The following is a 17,932-nucleotide window of genomic DNA, read 5'->3' as shown; positions in this document are numbered from 1 at the left end:
AGGTAGCGCCCGGTCAGGCTTCAGCCTGACCGGGCGTTTGCCGCTTTAAGTTACAGGTAGCAAGAATGGCCAAAGAATACAGCCGTACCCAACGTATCGGTGATCAGATGCAGCGCGAGCTGGCAGAGCTGATCCGCCGTGAAGTCAAAGATCCCCGCGTCGGCCTGGTGACTATCACCGCCGTGGACGTCAGCCGCGACCTGGGCCATGCCAAGGTCTTCATCACCGTCATGGGCGAAGAAACCCCGGACGCCGTACAGCAGTCGCTCAAGGCGCTGAACAGCGCTGCCAGCTTCCTGCGTCTGCACCTGGGCCGCTCGATGCAGCTGCGCAGCGTGCCGCAGCTGCACTTCCACTTCGATGAAAGCGTCAGCCGTGGTGTTCACCTGTCGGCGCTGATCGAGCGTGCGGTGGCCGAAGACCGCCTGCACAAGGATGCCGACGAGCAGGACACCAAGGAGTAAGCGGTGGCCCAGGTCAAACGTATCCGCCGCAATGTCAGCGGCATCATCCTGCTCGACAAGCCACTGGGGTTCACCTCCAACGCCGCCCTGCAGAAAGTCCGCTGGTTGCTCAACGCAGAAAAGGCCGGCCACACCGGCAGCCTCGACCCATTGGCCACCGGCGTGCTGCCGCTGTGCTTCGGTGAGGCGACCAAGTTCTCGCAGTACCTGCTCGATTCCGACAAGGGCTACGAAACCGTCATGCAGCTGGGGCAGACTACCAATACTGCCGACGCTGAAGGCGAGGTTTTGCAGACCCGCGAGGTGACCGTTGGTCGTGCCGACATCGAGGCGCTGCTGCCACGTTTTCGCGGCCCGATCAGCCAGATACCGCCGATGTACTCGGCGCTCAAGCGTGATGGCCAGCCGCTTTACAAACTGGCGCGTGCAGGAGAGGTAGTGGAGCGCGAGCCGCGTTCTGTTACTATTGGCCGCTTGGAGTTGCTCGAGTGCGAAGGCACCCGTGCACGGCTGAGCGTAGGTTGCAGCAAAGGCACCTATATCCGCACCCTGGTGGAGGATATCGGCGAGGCCCTTGGCTGCGGCGCCTATGTTGCCGAGCTGCGCAGGACCCACGCCGGGCCCTTCGAGCTGGCCCAGACCGTAACCCTCGAAGAACTTGAACAGGCCCACGCCGAAGGTGGCAACGAAGCGCTCGATCGCTTCCTGATGCCTTCCGACAGTGGCCTGCAGGATTGGCCGCTGGTTGGCCTGTCCGAGCACAGTGCGTTCTACTGGCTGCATGGCCAGGCAGTACGCGCCCCAGACGCGCCGCAGTTCGGCATGGTCCGGGTGCAGGATCACAACGGTCGTTTCATCGGTATCGGTGAAGTGAGCGAAGACGGGCGCATTGCGCCGCGTCGACTGATTCGGTCGGAATGACCGAACCCGCGGGTCAGGGCTTCGGTTCAAGCCTGCGGATACAAGGGTGGCTGTCAGTAGGCACGGTCACACCTTTTTTATTAATACAGGGATTTGTCCCTGGCCTATTGGACCCGTTCGCGGGTTCCGTTATCAGGAGAAGCCTCATGGCCCTCAGCGTTGAAGAAAAAGCTCAAATCGTTACCGACTACCAGCAAGCTGCTGGCGACACTGGTAGCCCGGAAGTTCAGGTCGCTCTGCTGACCGCGAACATCAACAAGCTGCAAGGCCACTTCAAGGCCAACGGTAAAGACCACCACTCGCGTCGTGGCCTGATCCGCATGGTTAACCAGCGTCGTAAGCTGCTGGACTACCTGAAGGGCAAAGACACCACTCGTTACAGCGCCCTGATCGGTCGCCTGGGCCTGCGTCGCTAATAGCGGCCTGGTCAGTGGTGTGCATGGCGTGTCGCAGGCTTCGCAAGGGCTGCTTTGCAGCACTTGTGTCGGACACGCCACGCGTATCTTCGAGGTTGGCAGCCTGGCAATGTTGAGCGGATTTTCCGCTCGACGCCAGGCTCCCAGCCTCGTGTTGTATCTGGACGGTCAACGGGGCCGATTCCCTGTTCTGCCCAAGAATTCGCAAGAAACCAGTTCCCCCAGAGCCACTGAAGAAGGTAGGAAACCGTGAACCCGGTAATCAAGAAATTCCAGTTCGGTCAGTCGACCGTTACGCTCGAAACGGGCCGCATCGCCCGTCAGGCCTCCGGCGCCGTGCTGGTCACCGTCGACAACGATGTCACCGTGCTGGTGACCGTGGTCGGTGCCAAGCATGCCGACCCGAGCAAAGGCTTCTTCCCGCTGTCCGTGCACTACCAGGAAAAGACCTACGCCGCAGGCAAGATTCCAGGTGGCTTCTTCAAGCGTGAAGGCCGCCCATCCGAAAAAGAAACCCTGACTTCGCGCCTGATCGACCGTCCGATCCGCCCGCTGTTCCCTGAAGGTTTCATGAACGAAGTGCAGGTTGTCTGCACCGTCGTTTCCACCAGCAAGAAGACCGATCCGGACATCGCTGCGATGATCGGTACCTCGGCTGCCCTGGCGATCTCCGGGATTCCGTTCGAAGGCCCGATCGGCGCTGCCCGCGTTGCCTTCCACGAGAGCACCGGCTACCTGCTGAACCCAACTTACGAGCAACTGGCTGCTTCGAGCCTGGACATGGTCGTTGCCGGTACCGCCGATGCCGTGCTGATGGTTGAATCGGAAGCCAAAGAGCTGACCGAAGACCAGATGCTGGGCGCCGTACTGTTCGCCCACGACGAATTCCAGGCTGTTATCCAGGCTGTCAAAGAGCTGGCTGCCGAAGCTGCCAAGCCGACCTGGGACTGGAAACCTGCCGCTGCCAACACCGAGCTGTTCAACGCCATCCGCGCTGAATTCGGCGAGGCTGTTTCCCAGGGCTACACCATCACCGTCAAGGCCGACCGCTATGCGCGCCTGGGCGAGCTGCGCGATCAGGCGATCGCCAAGTTCTCCGGTGAGGAAGGCCAGCCATCGGCCGGCGAAGTGAAAGAAATCTTCGGCGAGATCGAATACCGCACCGTTCGCGAAAACATCGTCAACGGCAAGCCGCGTATCGATGGTCGTGACACCAAGACCGTGCGCCCGCTGAACATCGAAGTCGGCGTGCTGCCGAAAACTCACGGTTCGGCCCTGTTCACCCGTGGCGAAACCCAGGCCCTGGTCGTCGCGACCCTGGGTACTGCGCGTGACGCACAGCTGCTGGACACCCTCGAAGGCGAGAAGAAAGACCCCTTCATGCTGCACTACAACTTCCCACCGTTCTCGGTAGGCGAGTGTGGCCGCATGGGCGGTGCTGGCCGTCGCGAAATCGGTCACGGCCGTCTGGCCCGTCGTTCGGTCCAGGCCATGCTGCCTGCCGCTGACGTGTTCCCGTACACCATCCGCGTGGTTTCGGAAATCACCGAATCCAACGGCTCCAGCTCCATGGCTTCGGTCTGCGGTGCTTCCCTGGCTCTGATGGACGCCGGTGTACCGATGAAGGCGCCGGTTGCCGGTATCGCCATGGGCCTGGTCAAAGAAGGCGAGAAGTTCGCGATCCTGACCGACATCCTCGGTGACGAAGACCACCTGGGCGACATGGACTTCAAGGTTGCTGGTACCGCCAAAGGCGTTACCGCACTGCAGATGGACATCAAGATCAACGGCATCACCGAAGAGATCATGGAAATCGCTTTGGGCCAGGCCCTGGAAGCGCGCCTGAACATCCTCGGCCAGATGAACCAGATCATCGGTCAATCGCGTACCGAGCTGTCGGCCAACGCGCCGACCATGATCGCGATGAAGATCGACACCGACAAGATCCGTGACGTCATCGGCAAAGGCGGCGCCACCATCCGCGCCATCTGCGAAGAAACCAAGGCTTCGATCGACATCGAAGACGACGGCTCGATCAAGATCTTCGGCGAAACCAAGGAAGCGGCAGAGGCAGCTCGCCAGCGCGTTCTGGGTATCACTGCCGAGGCCGAGATCGGCAAGATCTACGTCGGCAAGGTCGAGCGTATCGTCGACTTCGGCGCCTTCGTCAACATCCTGCCGGGCAAAGACGGTCTGGTGCACATCTCCATGCTCAGCGATGCGCGCGTAGAGAAGGTCACCGACATTCTGAAAGAAGGTCAGGAAGTCGAAGTACTGGTACTGGACGTGGACAACCGCGGCCGTATCAAGCTGTCGATCAAAGACGTTGCCGCGGCCAAGGCCTCGGGCGTCTAAGCGACTGATAACGCTGTAGGAAAGGGCTCCTTGATGGGGCCCTTTTTTATTGCCTGCAAGGAACCTTTTGCGGACTTGCATCTTGCACGCAGATTTTTCCCCGGGCTTGCAAATTGCACGACTGATGAGATTACCAATTACACCTAAGTCATTGATTTATAAGGAATCAAGCGAAGCGGAAAAGCTGGCACAACCCCTGCAACTATATTCATACCTGCCGCCAGGACTAACGGCGCAGACCTTTCGAATAAACAGGAGTGACCCACATGAAGAAGTTCGCCATTGCTGCCGCTACTGCTACCGCTCTGACCCTGACCATGGCTAACGCGGCATTCGCCCAGCAGTCCGCCCAGGCCCCAATGACGCTGGCTGCCGGTGAAGTGACTGAAGCCAAAGAAGCTACTTCCGATACCTGGATCACCACCAAGGTCAAAGCAGACCTGATGACCGAGAAAGGCATCCCAGGCTCTGACATCAAAGTAGAGACCAACAAAGGCGTGGTATCGCTGTCTTCGACCACCGCTGTAACTGATTCGCAGAAAGAGATGGCCGTTGCCATCACCAAGAAGATCAAAGGCGTGAAAGCCGTTTCGGCTGACGGCCTGAAAGCCGAATAAGGATTGTCCCGTCGGCCAAACGGATTTGGCCACCTTTCTACAAAAAGCCCTGGCTTCGGCCAGGGCTTTTTCATGGGGGCTCAGAACACCGGATTGCGGGCGATGACGTCGCTTTCGAAGTATTCTTGATGCGCGATCAGTGGTTCCACGAGTGGGCGGCTGTCGCGAAAGTGCGCCGTGCGGGTGTGCGCTTCATAAGCTTCATCGTCACGGTAGATCTCGTACAGATAGATGACATCCGGATCGGCCCGGTCCTGGGACACATCGAACACCAGGCAGCCCGGTTCGGTAGCCACGGAAGCCGCGGCATTGACCTTGATGGCGGTGAGAAAAGCTTCCGCGCAGCCTGGCTTGACGCGGGTCTTGATGAATAGACTGTACACAAATAGCTCCTTTTGTTTTAAATTCTATTTTGAATTGTATACAAAAATGGAGCCGCGCTTATGTCTGAATTACCTGCCCGTCCCGGTCGCCTGAATGGCCTGCGCCATATCGCCCTGTTGGTGCCGAATCTGGAAGAGTGCGAGCGCTTCTATGTCGACGTGATGGGAATGGAAGTGTTGAATCGGGCCAACGAGGACCTGGTTTACCTGACCTGTGGCAACGACAACCTGTCGCTGGGGCGCGGGGCAGGGGCTGCAAATGGGCTGCAAACGTTGGATCACTACGGGTTCATCGTTGATACGGTGGAAGAGCTGGAGGCCTGGTATCAGTACTTCAAGGCGCGTGGGGTGACGTTGCTCGACCGGCCTTTCAATCATGGAGACGGGGCGCGGAGTTTCCATTTGCTGGACCCGGCGGGGAACAAGGTGCAGCCGCTGTATCACCCGGCGGTGTCGGGGCAGCGATTGGGTTGAGCCTGTACCGGCCCTTCGCGGCTGAAGCCGCTCCTACAGGCCTGCGGGGTACCTGTAGGAGCGGCTTCAGCCGCGAGAGGCCGGACCTGCCAACCGAGATCACTCAGCATCCAAATGCATCGGCGTAATCACCCGACCATCTTTCTCAGCCTGCCCCAGCGTTGTATCAATGAAGTAAACCCGGTCATCTTCCAGCTTGCCCTTGTCGACCAGATAATCCTTGATACTGCTGGCCCGCTCCTGCCCCAAGGCGCGCAGCAACGGCGCACTCTCGGCCCACGATTTGATAACCGCGTCACGCAGCTTGCCGGCGCGCTCTTCGTCGCTCAGCTCTTTCCACTCAGCCGGCGGCTGCTGCTTCAGGCGCGTCCGGTAGATACCTTCGAGCATGGCCGGTTTGTCGCTGTCGTCGACCACCAGCATCGAGGCGTTGGCTGGCACCTTGTCGCCACGGCGCTGCAGGATCTTGTACCAGGTGGCCTGGTATTCGCGCTCCAGGCGCTGCTGGGCGATCAGCGGCCCATCGCTGCTCTGGGCGCTGGTGCCTTCGATCTCCAGGCGCAATTCAGGGCGTTCCTTGAGGGCCGTAGCGAGCTTGTCCAGGGCCGACTGCGCATCGCCGCTGAGCTCGCTGGAGCCCGCAGCGAACGAGACATTGCCCAGATCCTCCGAGCCGCCCCCGGCGATCAGCCCGCCGATGAACTTGAACGGTGCCTGCGCGGCGCGCAGCACCAGGTTGCGCAGGGTCTGCCAGACGATCGGCATGACGCTGAATTGCGGGTTGTTGAGGTCGCCGGTCACCGGCAGCTCGATGGAGATCTTGCCTTCGGTGTCCTTGAGTAGCGCGACTGCCAGGCGGATCGGCAGGTCGACGGCATCCGGGCTATCAACCTTTTCACCCAGTTGCAGCTGTTCGACCACCAGCTTGTTCTCAGCCTTTAGCTGACCATTGGTGATCAGGTAATGCAGGTCAAGATTGAGGCGGCCCTTGCGGATGCGGTAACCGGCGAACTTGCCGGAGTAGGGCGTCAGCGTGGTCAGCTCGACGCGCTTGAAGCTGGTGGCGATATCCAGGCTGGCCATGGGGTTGAACGGGTTGAGCGCGCCTTTGATGGTGACCGGCGCGTAACGGTCGACCTTGCCTTTGATATCCACCTTGGCCGGCGCTGGCTTGCGGTTGTCGATGGTGCCGATCTGGCCGTTCAACTGCTGCACCGCCGTCGCGAAGTTGGGGGTCAGGGTGAGGTCGGCGAAGTTGGCCGAGCCGTCGTTGATGCTGATCTGGCCGATGCGGATGCCCAGCGGCTTGCTGCTGGCTGCGGCGGCTGGCTTGGCCTGGCTGGCAGCGGGCGCGTCGGCGGGCTGCGGGATCAGCAGGTCATCGACGTTGGTGGTGCGGTCTTCATTGATGATGAAGCGGGCATAAGGCTGCAGCAGGGTCACCTTGTCGATCGACAGGGCATCGCCATGTACGTAGGACAGGCCATCCACGTTCACCTGCTGCCATTTGACGAAGTCGCGGTCCTTGATGGTGTCCAGGGTGTGCAATTGGTTGACCTGCGCTTTGCCTGCCACGGTGAAGGCCAGCGGCTCGGTGCTCTTCAAGTCGACCTTGAGGTCACTGGCCAGCATGCCGCTGCGCAGTTCCAGGCGGATGAACGGGCTGATATAGGCCTGGGCGACACGCAGGTCGATGTCGCGCGTGCTGACATCGAGCTTGGCGGTGACCGGCGCCAGGTTGACCTCGCCGGCCGCCTGCAGCTTGCCCTGCTTGCCAACGCCGGTGTCTAGCTTGAGCGTGAAAGGTGACTGGTTGAGGCTGTCGAAGCCCTGCATATCCAGGTTCAACGGGCCGACGTCCAGCGCTACCGGCTCTTTCTGGCTACGGTCGGCCAGATGCACTTGATAGTTGCGCAGTTGCACGTCCTTGAGCAGTACTTGCCAGGGTTTGCTCGGCTCCTTGGCTGCCTGTTCTTCAGGAGTAGGCTCGGCAGCTGCGGGTTCTTGCTTCTCTTTCGGCGTGGCCTTGGCCGGCTGGCTGGCGAACAGCTTCTGCCAATCGAGCTGGCCGTCCTGTTCCAGGGCCGCCCAGGTTTCCAGCTTTTCACTGCGGATCTTGCCGACGGTGACCAGTTGCTTGGCCAAGTCGATGCTGGTTTCGCTGACGTCCAGGCTGGCCAGGCGCGCCAGTTGGCGACCATCTGGTGCCTTGATGGCGAATGGCGCGACGCGCAGCGAGGTGTTGTCCAGCAACAGCTCGGTGGCTTTGGATAAGTTCAACGTGTAGTGGGTATCGAGGTTGAACACGCCTTCTTCCAGCACCAGCGGCACGGCGTCGCGCACATAGGGCCAGAACAGCTTCATCTTGCCGTCGGTGACTTTCAGCGTGCCCTCGGAAGCGATGGGCGACAAGCTCAGGGTGCCGCTCCAGTCGATGCGCCCGCCGTTGGGGCCGTTGGCCACCAGCGTCATGTCGGCATTGTCATCCGGCAAGGTGCTGAGGTTCTTCAGTTCCAGGTTCATGTCGTCATACAGGAAGACGATCGGTTCGCTCGGGCGCTGGTCCTCGAAGTGCAGGTAGCCGCCATTGAGCTTGATGCTGCCGATGCGCAGCGGGAACGGGTCGCTGGGCGGCTCGTCGGGCTTGGCTTCGCTGGGCGGCAGTTTGAACAGCTGGGTGAGGTTGAGCGTGCCGTCCTTGGCGAACAGCACTTCGTTGCGCGGTTTGTCGAGCTCCACGGCGGTCAGGTGCAGCGCCCGGGTCCACAGGCTGTCCAGCGCCAGATTGGCGTACAGCCGCTCGAAGCCGACCTGCTCCTTGCCCGGTTCACCAATCTGCAGGCCCCACAGGGTCAGTTCGAGGCTGAACGGGTTGAGTTCGATGCGCTGCAGGTGCGCCGGCACGCTGGCGTATTGCGCCAGTTGCTGGTTGGCGATGCGCAAGCCGACACCGGGAAGAATGAGGAAGCCAAGCAGGCTGTAGAGGGCCATGAGAGCCAGCAGGGCGCCGAGGGCGCGAGTCAATCCTTTGTACATGTGTCGCTTCGTCTGTCTAAGCCGGAGTGCTTGGAGTATGGCAGGTTAAATCGGTTCCGCAGGGCCGATCATTTGCGCCTACTCGATCCCCATGCGCCGCTTGGCCCGATGCGCCGAACCGTCGCGCATGGCCCAGCGCAACACCGGTGCCGTGCGTTTGAGGCCCATGCGGATCATGCGCTGCTGCAGCGGGCCCTGGTGCAGGCCGAGCATCGCTTGAGCCCAAGTGGGCAGCAGGTCGATGCCCGCGTTGAGCATCAGCTTGCCGACCGGTTCGGCAAGCCGGCTTGGGGCAGGGGCTTCGAGCAGGATCTGCACCACCTCCAGGCTGCGTGCATCGCAGTGCAATTGTGGGCGCATGCGTTGCAGATAGTCCTCGACCTGTTTGCACGAGCGCGGTACGTCGCGGGCGCCGAGGCGTTCGGCGATCAGGGCGATCTCGTCGTAGTAGGCGTCCTGATCGGCGCGAGGCAGCAGTGGATCGCGATAGCGCAGGTGGGCTGCCAGGAAACTGCTGACTTCGGCCACGTGCACCCAGGTCAGCAGATCAGGGTCACTGGCGGCATAGGGGCGGCCGTCCGGCCCGGTCCCGGTCACCTGCAGGTGAATGGTGCGGACTTTTTCGATCAGCCACTCTGCGTCGCGGGTTGAACCGAAGGTGGTACCGGAGATGAACTGGCTGGTGCGCCGCAGGCGGCCGAGCAGGTCCTGGCGGAAATTGGAATGGTCCCACACGCCCGCCAGCGCCAACGGGTGCAGCACTTGCAGCATCAATGCGCTGATACCGCCAACCAGCATGCTGGGGAAGTCGCCATGCACGCGCCAGCTGATGCTGTGGGGGCCGAACAGGCCGGGGTCACCTTTGGGAAATTCCAGGTCGAGCTGGCCGAGGGCCAGCCCGGTGAGGCTCATGACCTGGGTTTCGATACGGCGGCGTAAGGCTTCCATGGCGACCTGCAGTTCAGGGCGACCACAGAGGCCGCCGGCTATTGATTGAGGCGTTTGTCGATCAAGCCCTGCACCACGCTCGGGTCGGCCAGGGTCGAGGTATCGCCCAGGTTGTCGAGCTCGTTGCAGGCGATCTTGCGCAGTATACGCCGCATGATCTTGCCCGAGCGGGTCTTGGGCAAGGCGGGTGCCCACTGGATCAGCTCGGGCTTGGCGAAGCTGCCGATTTCCTTGCTGACCAGTGCCAGCAGTTCGGCCTTGAGCGCATCGTCCGGGGTCACGCCGTTCATGGTGGTGACGAACGCGTACACACCCTGGCCTTTGAGGTCATGGGGGTAGCCGACCACGGCAGCTTCGGCCACGCTGTCGTGCAGCACCAGCGCGCTTTCCACTTCGGCGGTGCCGATGCGGTGGCCGGACACGTTGATCACATCATCGATGCGCCCGGTGATCCAGTAGTCACCATCGGCATCGCGGCGGGCGCCGTCGCCGGTGAAGTAGTAGCCGGGCATGGGTTTGAAGTAGGTGTCGACCATGCGTTGGTGGTCGCCGTAGACGCTACGGATCTGCCCTGGCCAACTCGCCTTGATCGCCAGCAGGCCGGCACCGGGGCCTTCGATCAGCTTGCCTTTTTCATCCAGCAGCACCGGTTGCACGCCGAACATGGGTTGGGTTGCACAGCCGGGCTTGAGCTTCTGTGTGCCGGGCAGCGGGGTGAGCATGATGCCGCCGGTTTCGGTCTGCCACCAGGTGTCGACAATGGGGCAGCGTTTTTGCCCGACTTCCTCGAAGTACCATTCCCAGGCTTCCGGGTTGATCGGCTCGCCGACGCTGCCGAGCAGGCGCAAGCTTTTGCGGGAGGTGCTCTGCAACGGCCTCGAGCCTTCACGCATCAACGCACGCAGGGCGGTGGGGGCGGTGTAGAAGATGTTCACCTGGTGCTTGTCCACCACTTGCCAGAAGCGCGAGGTGTCCGGGTAGTTGGGCACGCCCTCGAACATCAACGAGATGGCACCGTTGGCCAGCGGGCCGTAGATGATATAGCTGTGGCCAGTGACCCAGCCGACGTCAGCGGTGCACCAGAACACTTCGCCGTCGCGGTAGTCGAACACCACCTTGAAAGTCATGGCGGCCTGCAGCAGGTACCCTGCAGTGGTGTGCAGCACGCCTTTGGGTTTGCCGGTGCTGCCGGAGGTATAGAGGATGAACAGCGGGTCTTCCGCCTCCATCGGCTCAGGCGGACAGTCATCATCGACGTTATCGGTGGCTTGGTCGTACCAGAGGTCGCGGCCCTCGCTCCAGGCGACGTCGCCACCCGTGCGACGCACCACGAAAACACTGCTGACGTTCGGGCAACTGGCCAGCGCCTTGTCGACATTTTGCTTGAGCGGAACGCGCTTGCCGCCGCGCACGCCCTCATCGGCGGTGATCACGGTGCGGCAGTCGGCGTCGAGGATGCGGTCGCGCAAGGCATCCGGGGAGAAGCCGCCGAACACCACCGAGTGGACAGCGCCGATGCGCGTGCAGGCGAGCATGGCGTAGGCGGCTTCAGGGATCATCGGCATGTAGATGCACACCCGGTCGCCTTTTTTCACACCGCGTGCCTTCAGGGCGTTGGCTAAACGGCAAACCTGGCGGTGCAGTTCGCGGTAGGTGATGGCCTTGGAATCCTTCGGGTCATCGCCTTCCCAAAGCAGGGCGGTTTGCTCGCCGCGTTGGGCCAGGTGGCGGTCGATGCAGTTGTAACTGACGTTGAGTTGGGCACCGTCGAACCAGCGCGCCGCGCCGGTCTTGAGGTCGCATTGTTGAACGTTGGACCAGGGTTTGATCCAGTCCAGGCGCTTGGCCTGTTCGGCCCAGAAAGTGTCGGGGTCGTCGACCGACTGGCGGTAGAGGCGCTGATAATCGTCGGCTGAGGGGGTGGCGGACTGGCTGACGGCCAGAGCCTGAGGATACTGCTTGATATCGAACATGGCGGGGGTCCTGCTCTTGTGAGGGGCGAGGGACTGCAGCGGCTATTCGATGGACAGTGTAGCTGGAGGGAGTGTTCAGTCTGCACTGGCCTCTTCGCGGGTGAACCCGCTCCCACAGAGGCCGGTGCAGACTGAGGGATCAACCGCGGTGACGCCCGCGGAAGTAGTTGATCAGGCCCTGGGTCGAGCCATCTTCGGCGCTGTCTTCCAGGCTGCCGACGATACGCTGGTACACGCCCTTGCCCAGCTCCTTGCCCAGCTCCACACCCCACTGGTCGAAGGCGTTGATGCCCCAGATGACGCTTTGCACGAAGACCTTGTGCTCGTACATCGCCACCAGCGCGCCGAGGCGACGGGGGCTGATGCGCTCGACCACCAGGGTGTTGCTCGGGCGGTTGCCCGGGATCACCTTATGCGGCGCGAGCTTTTCGATGTCTGCTTCGTTCAGGCCTTTCTGGCGCAGCTCGGTCTCGGCTTCTTCGCGGGTCTTGCCGAGCATCAGTGCCTGGCTCTGCGACAAGCAGTTGGCGTACAGCCACTGGTGGTGGTCGGCGACCGGGTTGAAGCTCACCACCGGGACGATGAAGTCCGCTGGAATCAGCTGGGTGCCCTGGTGCAGCAGCTGATGGTAGGCGTGCTGGCCATTGCAGCCGACGCCACCCCAGATTACCGGGCCGGTATCGGTCTTCACTGGCGTGCCATCGGTCATCACGCTCTTGCCGTTGGACTCCATGTCCAGCTGCTGCAAATGCTTGGTGATGTTGCGCAGGTAATGATCGTACGGCAGGATCGCGTGGCTGCGTGCGCCCCAGAAGTTGCCATACCACACGCCAAGCAAGGCCAGCAGCACCGGCATGTTCTTGTCGAACGGCGCGGTCTGGAAGTGCTGGTCCATGGTGTAGGCGCCCGACAGCAGCTCCTTGAAGTTGGCGGTGCCGATGGCCAGGGCGATTGGCAGGCCGATTGCCGACCACAGCGAGTAACGCCCGCCCACCCAGTCCCACATCGGGAAGATGTTCTCTTCACGGATGCCGAACGCCACGGCGGCGGCCTTGTTGCTGGAAACGGCGATGAAATGGCGATACAGCTCGGCTTCCGATCCGCCCTGGGCCAGGTACCAGGTACGTGCGGCCATGGCGTTCTTCAGCGTTTCGAGGGTATTGAACGACTTCGACGAAACGATGAACAAGGTGGTTTCGGCGCGCAGGCTGGCCGACAGTTCATGGAACTCACTGCCGTCGATGTTCGCCAGGTAGTGGCAACGCACGCCACGCTGGGCGTAAGGCAGCAGGGCTTCGGAGACCAGCTCGGGGCCGAGGAACGATCCGCCGATGCCGATGTTGACCACGTCGGTGATCGGCTTTTCGCTGTAGCCGCGCCACAGGCCGTCGTGGATGCGCCCGACCAGCTCGGTGATCTGGTTGAGCACCTTGTGCACTTCCGGCATCACATTGACGCCGTTGACGCTCAGCTTGTCGCCCACCGGACGGCGCAGGGCGGTGTGCAGCACCGGGCGGCCTTCCGAGCCGTTGATGATTTCGCCGCTGAACATCGACTGGATCGCATCCTGCAAGCCGACTTGTTCGGCCAGGTTCACCAGCAGGTTGCGTGTTTCTTCGTTGATCAGGTTTTTCGAATAATCGAGGAACAGGCCGCAGCTGCTCAGTGAGAACTGATCGAAGCGCTTGGCGTCGGCGGCGAAGGCGTCGCGCATGCTGAAACTTTGCATGGCGTCGCGGTGTTGCTGAAGGGCCTGCCAGGCAGGCAGGGCCGTAACATCGTGGGGTGTACGGTAATACGCCATTGCGCAGAGTTCCTTAATGCGTGGTGATGCTTGGACAGGGCAGCAGTTGCCGGGTTCAGGCTGGCCATCATTATAGGCAATGGTTTGCAGCTGGGAATGGGGCGGGGAATGGATTTTGGGGGCCGCAAGGCAGCCCCCGAATGGTCATGCAGTCTGTTCTTCCACCTGCAGGTAGAGGTTGTCGATCAGACGAGTGTTACCGAGGTAGGCGGCAACGAGGATCACCAGATCACGGTCGCCGAACGTTGCGGGGCGCAAACTCACCGCGTGGCGAACTTCCAGATAGTCCGGACGCAGGCCTGCTGCTTTCAGCACTTCTTTCCCGTCCTCGACCAGGGCCGAGAAGTCCACTCGACCTTGAGCAATCGCTGCACCCATCTGTTTCAGGGTCTGATAAACCACAGGCGCGGTAGCACGCTGTTCGGCTGTCAGGTAACCGTTGCGCGACGACAGCGCCAGGCCATCTTCTGCGCGCACGGTCGGCTCGCCGATGATCTGGATTGGCATGTTCAGGTCACGCACCATGGCGCGAATGACTGCCAATTGCTGGTAGTCCTTTTCGCCAAAGACCGCGAGGTCCGGCTGCACCATGTTGAACAGCTTGCTGACCACGGTCGCCACGCCTTCGAAATGCCCCGGGCGGCTGGCGCCGCACAGGCCTTCGGAAAGGTTTGGCACGCTGACGCGGGTCTGCACACCCATGCCGCCCGGGTACATTTCCTCGACAGTAGGTGCGAACAACAGATTACAGCCCGCCTGAAGCAAGCGCTCCTGGTCGGCGGCGAGGGTGCGCGGGTACTTGTCGAGGTCTTCGTTGGCGCCGAACTGCAGCGGGTTGACGAAGATGCTGGCAACGACGAAGTCGGCCCGTTGGGCCGCTTTGGTCACCAGTGCAGCGTGGCCGCTGTGCAGGTTGCCCATGGTCGGCACGAAGGCTATACGCTTGCCTTCGCTACGGGCGCGTGCGACGGCAGCACGCAGCTCCAGGACGGTCTTGACTGTATTCATGCACTGAATCCGTGTTCACTCGTTGGGAAAGTGACGTCCTTGACCGCCTTGACGTAGGCAACGAGGGCGCTCTGTATGTCAGGCTGGCCAGCCATGAAGTTCTTCACGAACTTAGGTACTCGCCCGGTCAACGACAGCCCCAGCATGTCATGCAGCACCAGCACCTGGCCGTCGGTAGCGCTTCCTGCGCCAATGCCGATTACGGGAATGCTGACTGCCTGGGTGATCTCGGCCGCCAGTTCGCTAGGTACGCACTCCAGCAGCAGCATGGCCGCGCCGGCTTGTTCCAGGGCAATGGCGTCGGCGCGCATCTGCCGCGCCTGCGCCTCTTGGCGCCCCTGCACTTTATACCCGCCCAGCACATTGACGGTCTGCGGGGTAAGGCCCATGTGCGCGCACACCGGCACGCCACGTTCGGCCAGCAGGCGGATGGTCTCGGCCAGCCAGGCGGCGCCTTCGAGCTTGATCATGTGGGCGCCGGCCTGCATCAGCGTGGCGCAGTTGGCAAAGGCCTGCTCGGGTGTGGCGTGGGCCATGAACGGCAGGTCGGCGAGAATCAGCGCGCCATCATTGCCGCGCTTGACGCAGGCCGTGTGGTAGGCCATTTCCGCCGTGGTGACGGGCAGGGTGCTGTCATGGCCCTGCAGGACCATGCCCAGCGAATCGCCCACCAGCAACACGTCGACACCGGCCAGACTGGCGGCCTTGGCGAAGGTCGCGTCGTAGCAGGTCAGCATGGTGATCTTTTCACCCTTGGCCTTGAGGCCGTGAAGGGTGGTCAGGGTTACTTCAGGCATGTAGAAATATCCTCGTTCAGGCGCTGTGAAAAACGACTGCAAACAACGCGTGTAGTCATCTTCCGGAGCGGCACATCATCGCGCGTGATGTTCGGGCACAGGTCCGTCCGGCCTAAATACGGGTGTGCGGCACGGTGCCACACGGGACGCCTATAGTCGTGAGCGAGGGGGGGGAAGTCAATCACCTGTTACCGCATTGTTACTAACAGGGTGTTACTGGCGTTACCTTAAGCCGAAACGCCCGTATTACAGGCGTTCCAGGCCGACGAACGGGCAAGCGGCGAGCAGTTCGGCGAGGGCGCGGCCATCGGCCAGCTGGAAGTCATCTGCCACCAGTTCGGCCAGCGGGTACAGCACGAAGGGGCGGGCGTGCATGTGGTAATGCGGCACCTGCAGGCGCGGCACGTCGATGACCTGGTCACCGAACAACAGGATATCCAGGTCGAGCGTGCGCGGGCCCCATCGCTCTTTGCGCACGCGACCCTGGCCGTTCTCGATGGCTTGCAGGGCGTCGAGCAGGGCCAGGGGGGCGAGCGAGGTGTCCAGCGCGGCGACCGCGTTGGTGTAACGCGGTTGGCCCGGCAACAGGGAGTCACTGGTGTACAGCGCCGAAGCTGCGGCCAGGCGCGTGCCCGCGACCTGATCCAGCGCCTGCAGGGCGCTGTTCAGTTGCTCGGCGGGTGCATCCAGATTGCTGCCCAGGCCGACGTAGGCGCGGGTGGTCACTCGAACGCCTCGTCACCGCTACGTTTGCGCTTGTTGGGGCTGCGCTTGCGTTTGCGCGGGCCGGCACCGGTCCCTTCATCACGGCTGCCCAGCTCGCGGATCATCTCGCGGCGTTGGCTGTCGTTGGCGTCCTGGTAGTCGGTCCACCATTGGCCGAGGTCGTCGGTCTCTTCGCCGGCGCTCTCGCGCAGCAGCAGGAAGTCATAGCCGGCGCGGAAACGCGGGTTGTCGAGCAACATGTCGGCGCGTTTGCCGCTGCGGCGCGGCAGGCGTTCCTGCATGTCCCAGATCTCGCGGATCGGCAGGGTGAAACGCTTCGGAATGGCGATTCGTGCGCACTGTTCGGCGATCAGGTCGTGGGCCGCGCCATTCATGGCCGGGATCGGCGGCACGCCTTGGTTCTGCAGGTGCAGCACACGGCTTGGCAGGGCTGGCCAGAGCAGCGCGGCGAAGAGGAAGGCCGGGGTCACCGGCTTGCCTTGCTTGACGCGCAGGTCGGTGTTGCTCAGCGCCTGGCTGATCAGGGTATGGGTGTAGGTCGGGCGTTCTTCCAGGGCATGTGCACTGGCAGGGAACAGTGGCTCGAACAGCTCCAGGTCGACCAGCATCTCGAAGGCGATGGCGCCCTGGCCGCTGAGGAACAGCTTGAGGCATTCCTCGAACAGGCGCGCTGGCGGGATTTCGCGCAGCAGCGGGGCCAGGCCACGAATCGGCTGGAAGGTGTGCTTCTCGATGCCGAAGTCGAGCTTGGCGGCAAAACGCACCGCGCGCAGCATGCGCACAGGGTCTTCCTGGTAGCGGTGGGTCGGGTCACCGATCAGGCGCAGCAGGCGGTTGCGGATGTCGTGCACGCCGTTGGCGTAATCGAGGATGCGCTCGCTGACCGGGTCGTAGTAGAGGGCATTGATGGTGAAGTCGCGGCGTTGCGCGTCTTCTTCCAGGGTGCCGTACACGTTGTCGCGCAGGATGCGGCCACTGGCATTGTGCGACGAACGGTGGCTGTCGCCCTGATCGTCATCCGAGTGGGGGGCGCGGAAGGTCGCGACTTCGATGATCTCACGGCCGAAATGCACGTGGACCAGCTTGAAGCGGCGGCCAATGATGCGCGCATTGCGAAACTCCGCTCGCACCTGTTCGGGCGTGGCGCTGGTGGCGACGTCGAAGTCCTTGGGTGTAATACCCAGCATCAGGTCGCGGACACAGCCACCGACCAGGTAGGCCTGGTAGCCCGCGCTTTGCAGCCGCTCGACAATATTCACCGCATGGCGGCTGAACTGGTGGCGCTGCAGCGAATGTTGGCTCTTGTTGATCACCTCAGGCGTGGTGCGCTTGTGGTGCTGGCCCGCTACGGGGGGGCGGAAAGACTGGAACAGCTTCTTCAGCATGGGATGCACTGTGTGAAGGAATGTTCGGCCAAGAATAGGAGAATGGCCGCATGATGGGCGGGGATTCTAGCATTTACTCGGGGAATGGTGTAGGCGGTAGCAGGATAGCCTGCCGGAAGGGAGAAACGACAAGGGGAGCCTAAGCTCCCCAAGAAGTCGTTGCGTGCTCTTATTGTTTTTTTGCCGGGCTTCTTGTTTTTGTTGAGTGCCCTGCCCACAAATCTCAAAGCTTGTGGACGACCCCCAATCCAGGGGTAAAGAGCAAACGGATTGCTTTGGCCGCTGATGTCACGTTGACCTTTCGATCCAACCAGTTCAGGCGCTGCTTTTTAGTGCAGTTTTTGTTGTTCTCTGCCTGGTCGTGGGGCAAGCCCCAAACACGCATCCTCTCCAAAAGAATCAGTTAGCTGCGCCTCCGCCGTCTTGTTTTTATTGTGCGTGAGCCGTTTCGTCTTGTTCTTATTCTGAGTTGCAGTGCTTGTTATTGTTCTTGTACTAAGCATGTAGCAGATGGCGTGCCAACTTTTCGAAACCCAGTAAAATCAGGGGTTTGCGGAGAATCAGGGCTGGCGGCGCAGTCGAAAATGTAGAAATTTCGTTACCGTACGCCTCGGCAACTGTTACG

At 61.8% G+C, this 17,932-nt stretch carries 15 protein-coding genes; 6 read left to right on the top strand and 9 right to left on the bottom strand.

What is annotated here, in order from left to right:
- Positions 1–65: 65 nt before the first annotated feature.
- The 5 genes from rbfA to ACIQUF_RS21965 all read left to right on the top strand — a co-directional run bounded on the left by rbfA (position 66) and on the right by ACIQUF_RS21965 (position 4,773).
- On the top strand, positions 66–464 hold the full coding sequence (gene rbfA, locus ACIQUF_RS21985) for a 30S ribosome-binding factor RbfA (protein ID WP_400798480.1): 399 nt from the start codon (positions 66–68) through the stop codon (positions 462–464).
- A 3-nt stretch (positions 465–467) separates the two neighbouring features.
- Positions 468–1,385: a tRNA pseudouridine(55) synthase TruB gene (gene truB, locus ACIQUF_RS21980; protein WP_403135403.1), complete on the top strand. Its 918-nt coding sequence runs from the start codon at positions 468–470 to the stop codon at positions 1,383–1,385.
- Between the two features lie 146 nt (positions 1,386–1,531).
- Positions 1,532–1,801 carry a 30S ribosomal protein S15 gene (gene rpsO, locus ACIQUF_RS21975; protein ID WP_016489163.1) on the top strand — a complete coding sequence of 90 codons (270 nt, stop codon included), beginning with the start codon at positions 1,532–1,534 and terminating at the stop codon, positions 1,799–1,801.
- Between the two features lie 249 nt (positions 1,802–2,050).
- Positions 2,051–4,156, top strand: a complete 2,106-nt coding sequence (gene pnp / locus ACIQUF_RS21970) for a polyribonucleotide nucleotidyltransferase (RefSeq protein ID WP_400798474.1) — start codon at positions 2,051–2,053, stop codon at positions 4,154–4,156.
- Between the two features lie 266 nt (positions 4,157–4,422).
- Entirely contained in the window at positions 4,423–4,773 is a 351-nt protein-coding gene (locus ACIQUF_RS21965) for a BON domain-containing protein (RefSeq protein WP_403135402.1), read from the top strand.
- An 80-nt stretch (positions 4,774–4,853) separates the two neighbouring features.
- Here the strand turns inward: ACIQUF_RS21965 and ACIQUF_RS21960 are convergent, their stop codons facing one another.
- Entirely contained in the window at positions 4,854–5,156 is a 303-nt protein-coding gene (locus ACIQUF_RS21960; RefSeq protein ID WP_403135399.1) for a putative quinol monooxygenase, read from the bottom strand.
- A 60-nt stretch (positions 5,157–5,216) separates the two neighbouring features.
- Here ACIQUF_RS21960 and ACIQUF_RS21955 point away from each other — a divergent pair, with 60 nt between their 5' ends.
- Entirely contained in the window at positions 5,217–5,630 is a 414-nt protein-coding gene (locus ACIQUF_RS21955) for a VOC family protein (protein ID WP_400798467.1), read from the top strand.
- Positions 5,631–5,729: 99 nt separating this feature from the next.
- On the opposite strand, the gene ACIQUF_RS21950 is transcribed toward ACIQUF_RS21955, so the two are convergent.
- From ACIQUF_RS21950 to ACIQUF_RS21915, 8 genes are all read right to left on the bottom strand, one after another.
- A complete protein-coding gene (locus ACIQUF_RS21950) occupies positions 5,730–8,666 on the bottom strand; it encodes a DUF748 domain-containing protein (RefSeq protein ID WP_403135395.1) in 2,937 nt (978 codons plus the stop codon).
- 78 nt (positions 8,667–8,744) lie between these two features.
- Positions 8,745–9,614 carry an oxygenase MpaB family protein gene (locus ACIQUF_RS21945; protein ID WP_403135393.1) on the bottom strand — a complete coding sequence of 290 codons (870 nt, stop codon included), beginning with the start codon at positions 9,612–9,614 and terminating at the stop codon, positions 8,745–8,747.
- Positions 9,615–9,652: 38 nt separating this feature from the next.
- A complete protein-coding gene (gene acs, locus ACIQUF_RS21940; RefSeq protein ID WP_403135391.1) occupies positions 9,653–11,587 on the bottom strand; it encodes an acetate--CoA ligase in 1,935 nt (644 codons plus the stop codon).
- A 139-nt stretch (positions 11,588–11,726) separates the two neighbouring features.
- Complete coding sequence (pgi, locus tag ACIQUF_RS21935; RefSeq protein ID WP_403135389.1) at positions 11,727–13,391, bottom strand: glucose-6-phosphate isomerase; 1,665 nt, start codon at positions 13,389–13,391, stop codon at positions 11,727–11,729.
- Positions 13,392–13,535: 144 nt separating this feature from the next.
- Positions 13,536–14,399, bottom strand: a complete 864-nt coding sequence (gene panC, locus ACIQUF_RS21930) for a pantoate--beta-alanine ligase (protein ID WP_403135387.1) — start codon at positions 14,397–14,399, stop codon at positions 13,536–13,538.
- Positions 14,396–15,196 carry a 3-methyl-2-oxobutanoate hydroxymethyltransferase gene (gene panB / locus ACIQUF_RS21925; protein WP_403135384.1) on the bottom strand — a complete coding sequence of 267 codons (801 nt, stop codon included), beginning with the start codon at positions 15,194–15,196 and terminating at the stop codon, positions 14,396–14,398. Before panB ends, panC begins: the two co-directional genes overlap by 4 nt.
- Before the next feature lie 246 nt (positions 15,197–15,442).
- Entirely contained in the window at positions 15,443–15,922 is a 480-nt protein-coding gene (gene folK / locus ACIQUF_RS21920; protein ID WP_403135382.1) for a 2-amino-4-hydroxy-6-hydroxymethyldihydropteridine diphosphokinase, read from the bottom strand.
- Positions 15,919–17,307, bottom strand: a complete 1,389-nt coding sequence (locus tag ACIQUF_RS21915) for a polynucleotide adenylyltransferase PcnB (RefSeq protein WP_400798445.1) — start codon at positions 17,305–17,307, stop codon at positions 15,919–15,921. Before ACIQUF_RS21915 ends, folK begins: the two co-directional genes overlap by 4 nt.
- Positions 17,308–17,932: the final 625 nt, after the last annotated feature.

This window comes from Pseudomonas sp. NPDC090233 (assembly GCF_044772285.1).
Lineage (GTDB): Bacteria > Pseudomonadota > Gammaproteobacteria > Pseudomonadales > Pseudomonadaceae > Aquipseudomonas.
This window is presented reverse-complemented; position numbering and strand designations above follow the sequence as displayed.

Bases quoted from the DNA above. Each gene is read 5' to 3' on its own strand.
- pgi (WP_403135389.1), bottom strand. From the start codon at position 13,391: ATGGCGTATTACCGTACACCCCACGATGTTACGGCCCTGCCTGCCTGG.
- ACIQUF_RS21915 (WP_400798445.1), bottom strand. From the start codon at position 17,307: ATGCTGAAGAAGCTGTTCCAGTCTTTCCGCCCCCCCGTAGCGGGCCAG.
- ACIQUF_RS21965 (WP_403135402.1), top strand. From the start codon at position 4,423: ATGAAGAAGTTCGCCATTGCTGCCGCTACTGCTACCGCTCTGACCCTG.
- acs (WP_403135391.1), bottom strand. From the start codon at position 11,587: ATGTTCGATATCAAGCAGTATCCTCAGGCTCTGGCCGTCAGCCAGTCC.
- ACIQUF_RS21950 (WP_403135395.1), bottom strand. From the start codon at position 8,666: ATGTACAAAGGATTGACTCGCGCCCTCGGCGCCCTGCTGGCTCTCATG.
- rbfA (WP_400798480.1), top strand. From the start codon at position 66: ATGGCCAAAGAATACAGCCGTACCCAACGTATCGGTGATCAGATGCAG.
- panC (WP_403135387.1), bottom strand. From the start codon at position 14,399: ATGAATACAGTCAAGACCGTCCTGGAGCTGCGTGCTGCCGTCGCACGC.
- panB (WP_403135384.1), bottom strand. From the start codon at position 15,196: ATGCCTGAAGTAACCCTGACCACCCTTCACGGCCTCAAGGCCAAGGGT.
- ACIQUF_RS21945 (WP_403135393.1), bottom strand. From the start codon at position 9,614: ATGGAAGCCTTACGCCGCCGTATCGAAACCCAGGTCATGAGCCTCACC.
- rpsO (WP_016489163.1), top strand. From the start codon at position 1,532: ATGGCCCTCAGCGTTGAAGAAAAAGCTCAAATCGTTACCGACTACCAG.
- ACIQUF_RS21955 (WP_400798467.1), top strand. From the start codon at position 5,217: ATGTCTGAATTACCTGCCCGTCCCGGTCGCCTGAATGGCCTGCGCCAT.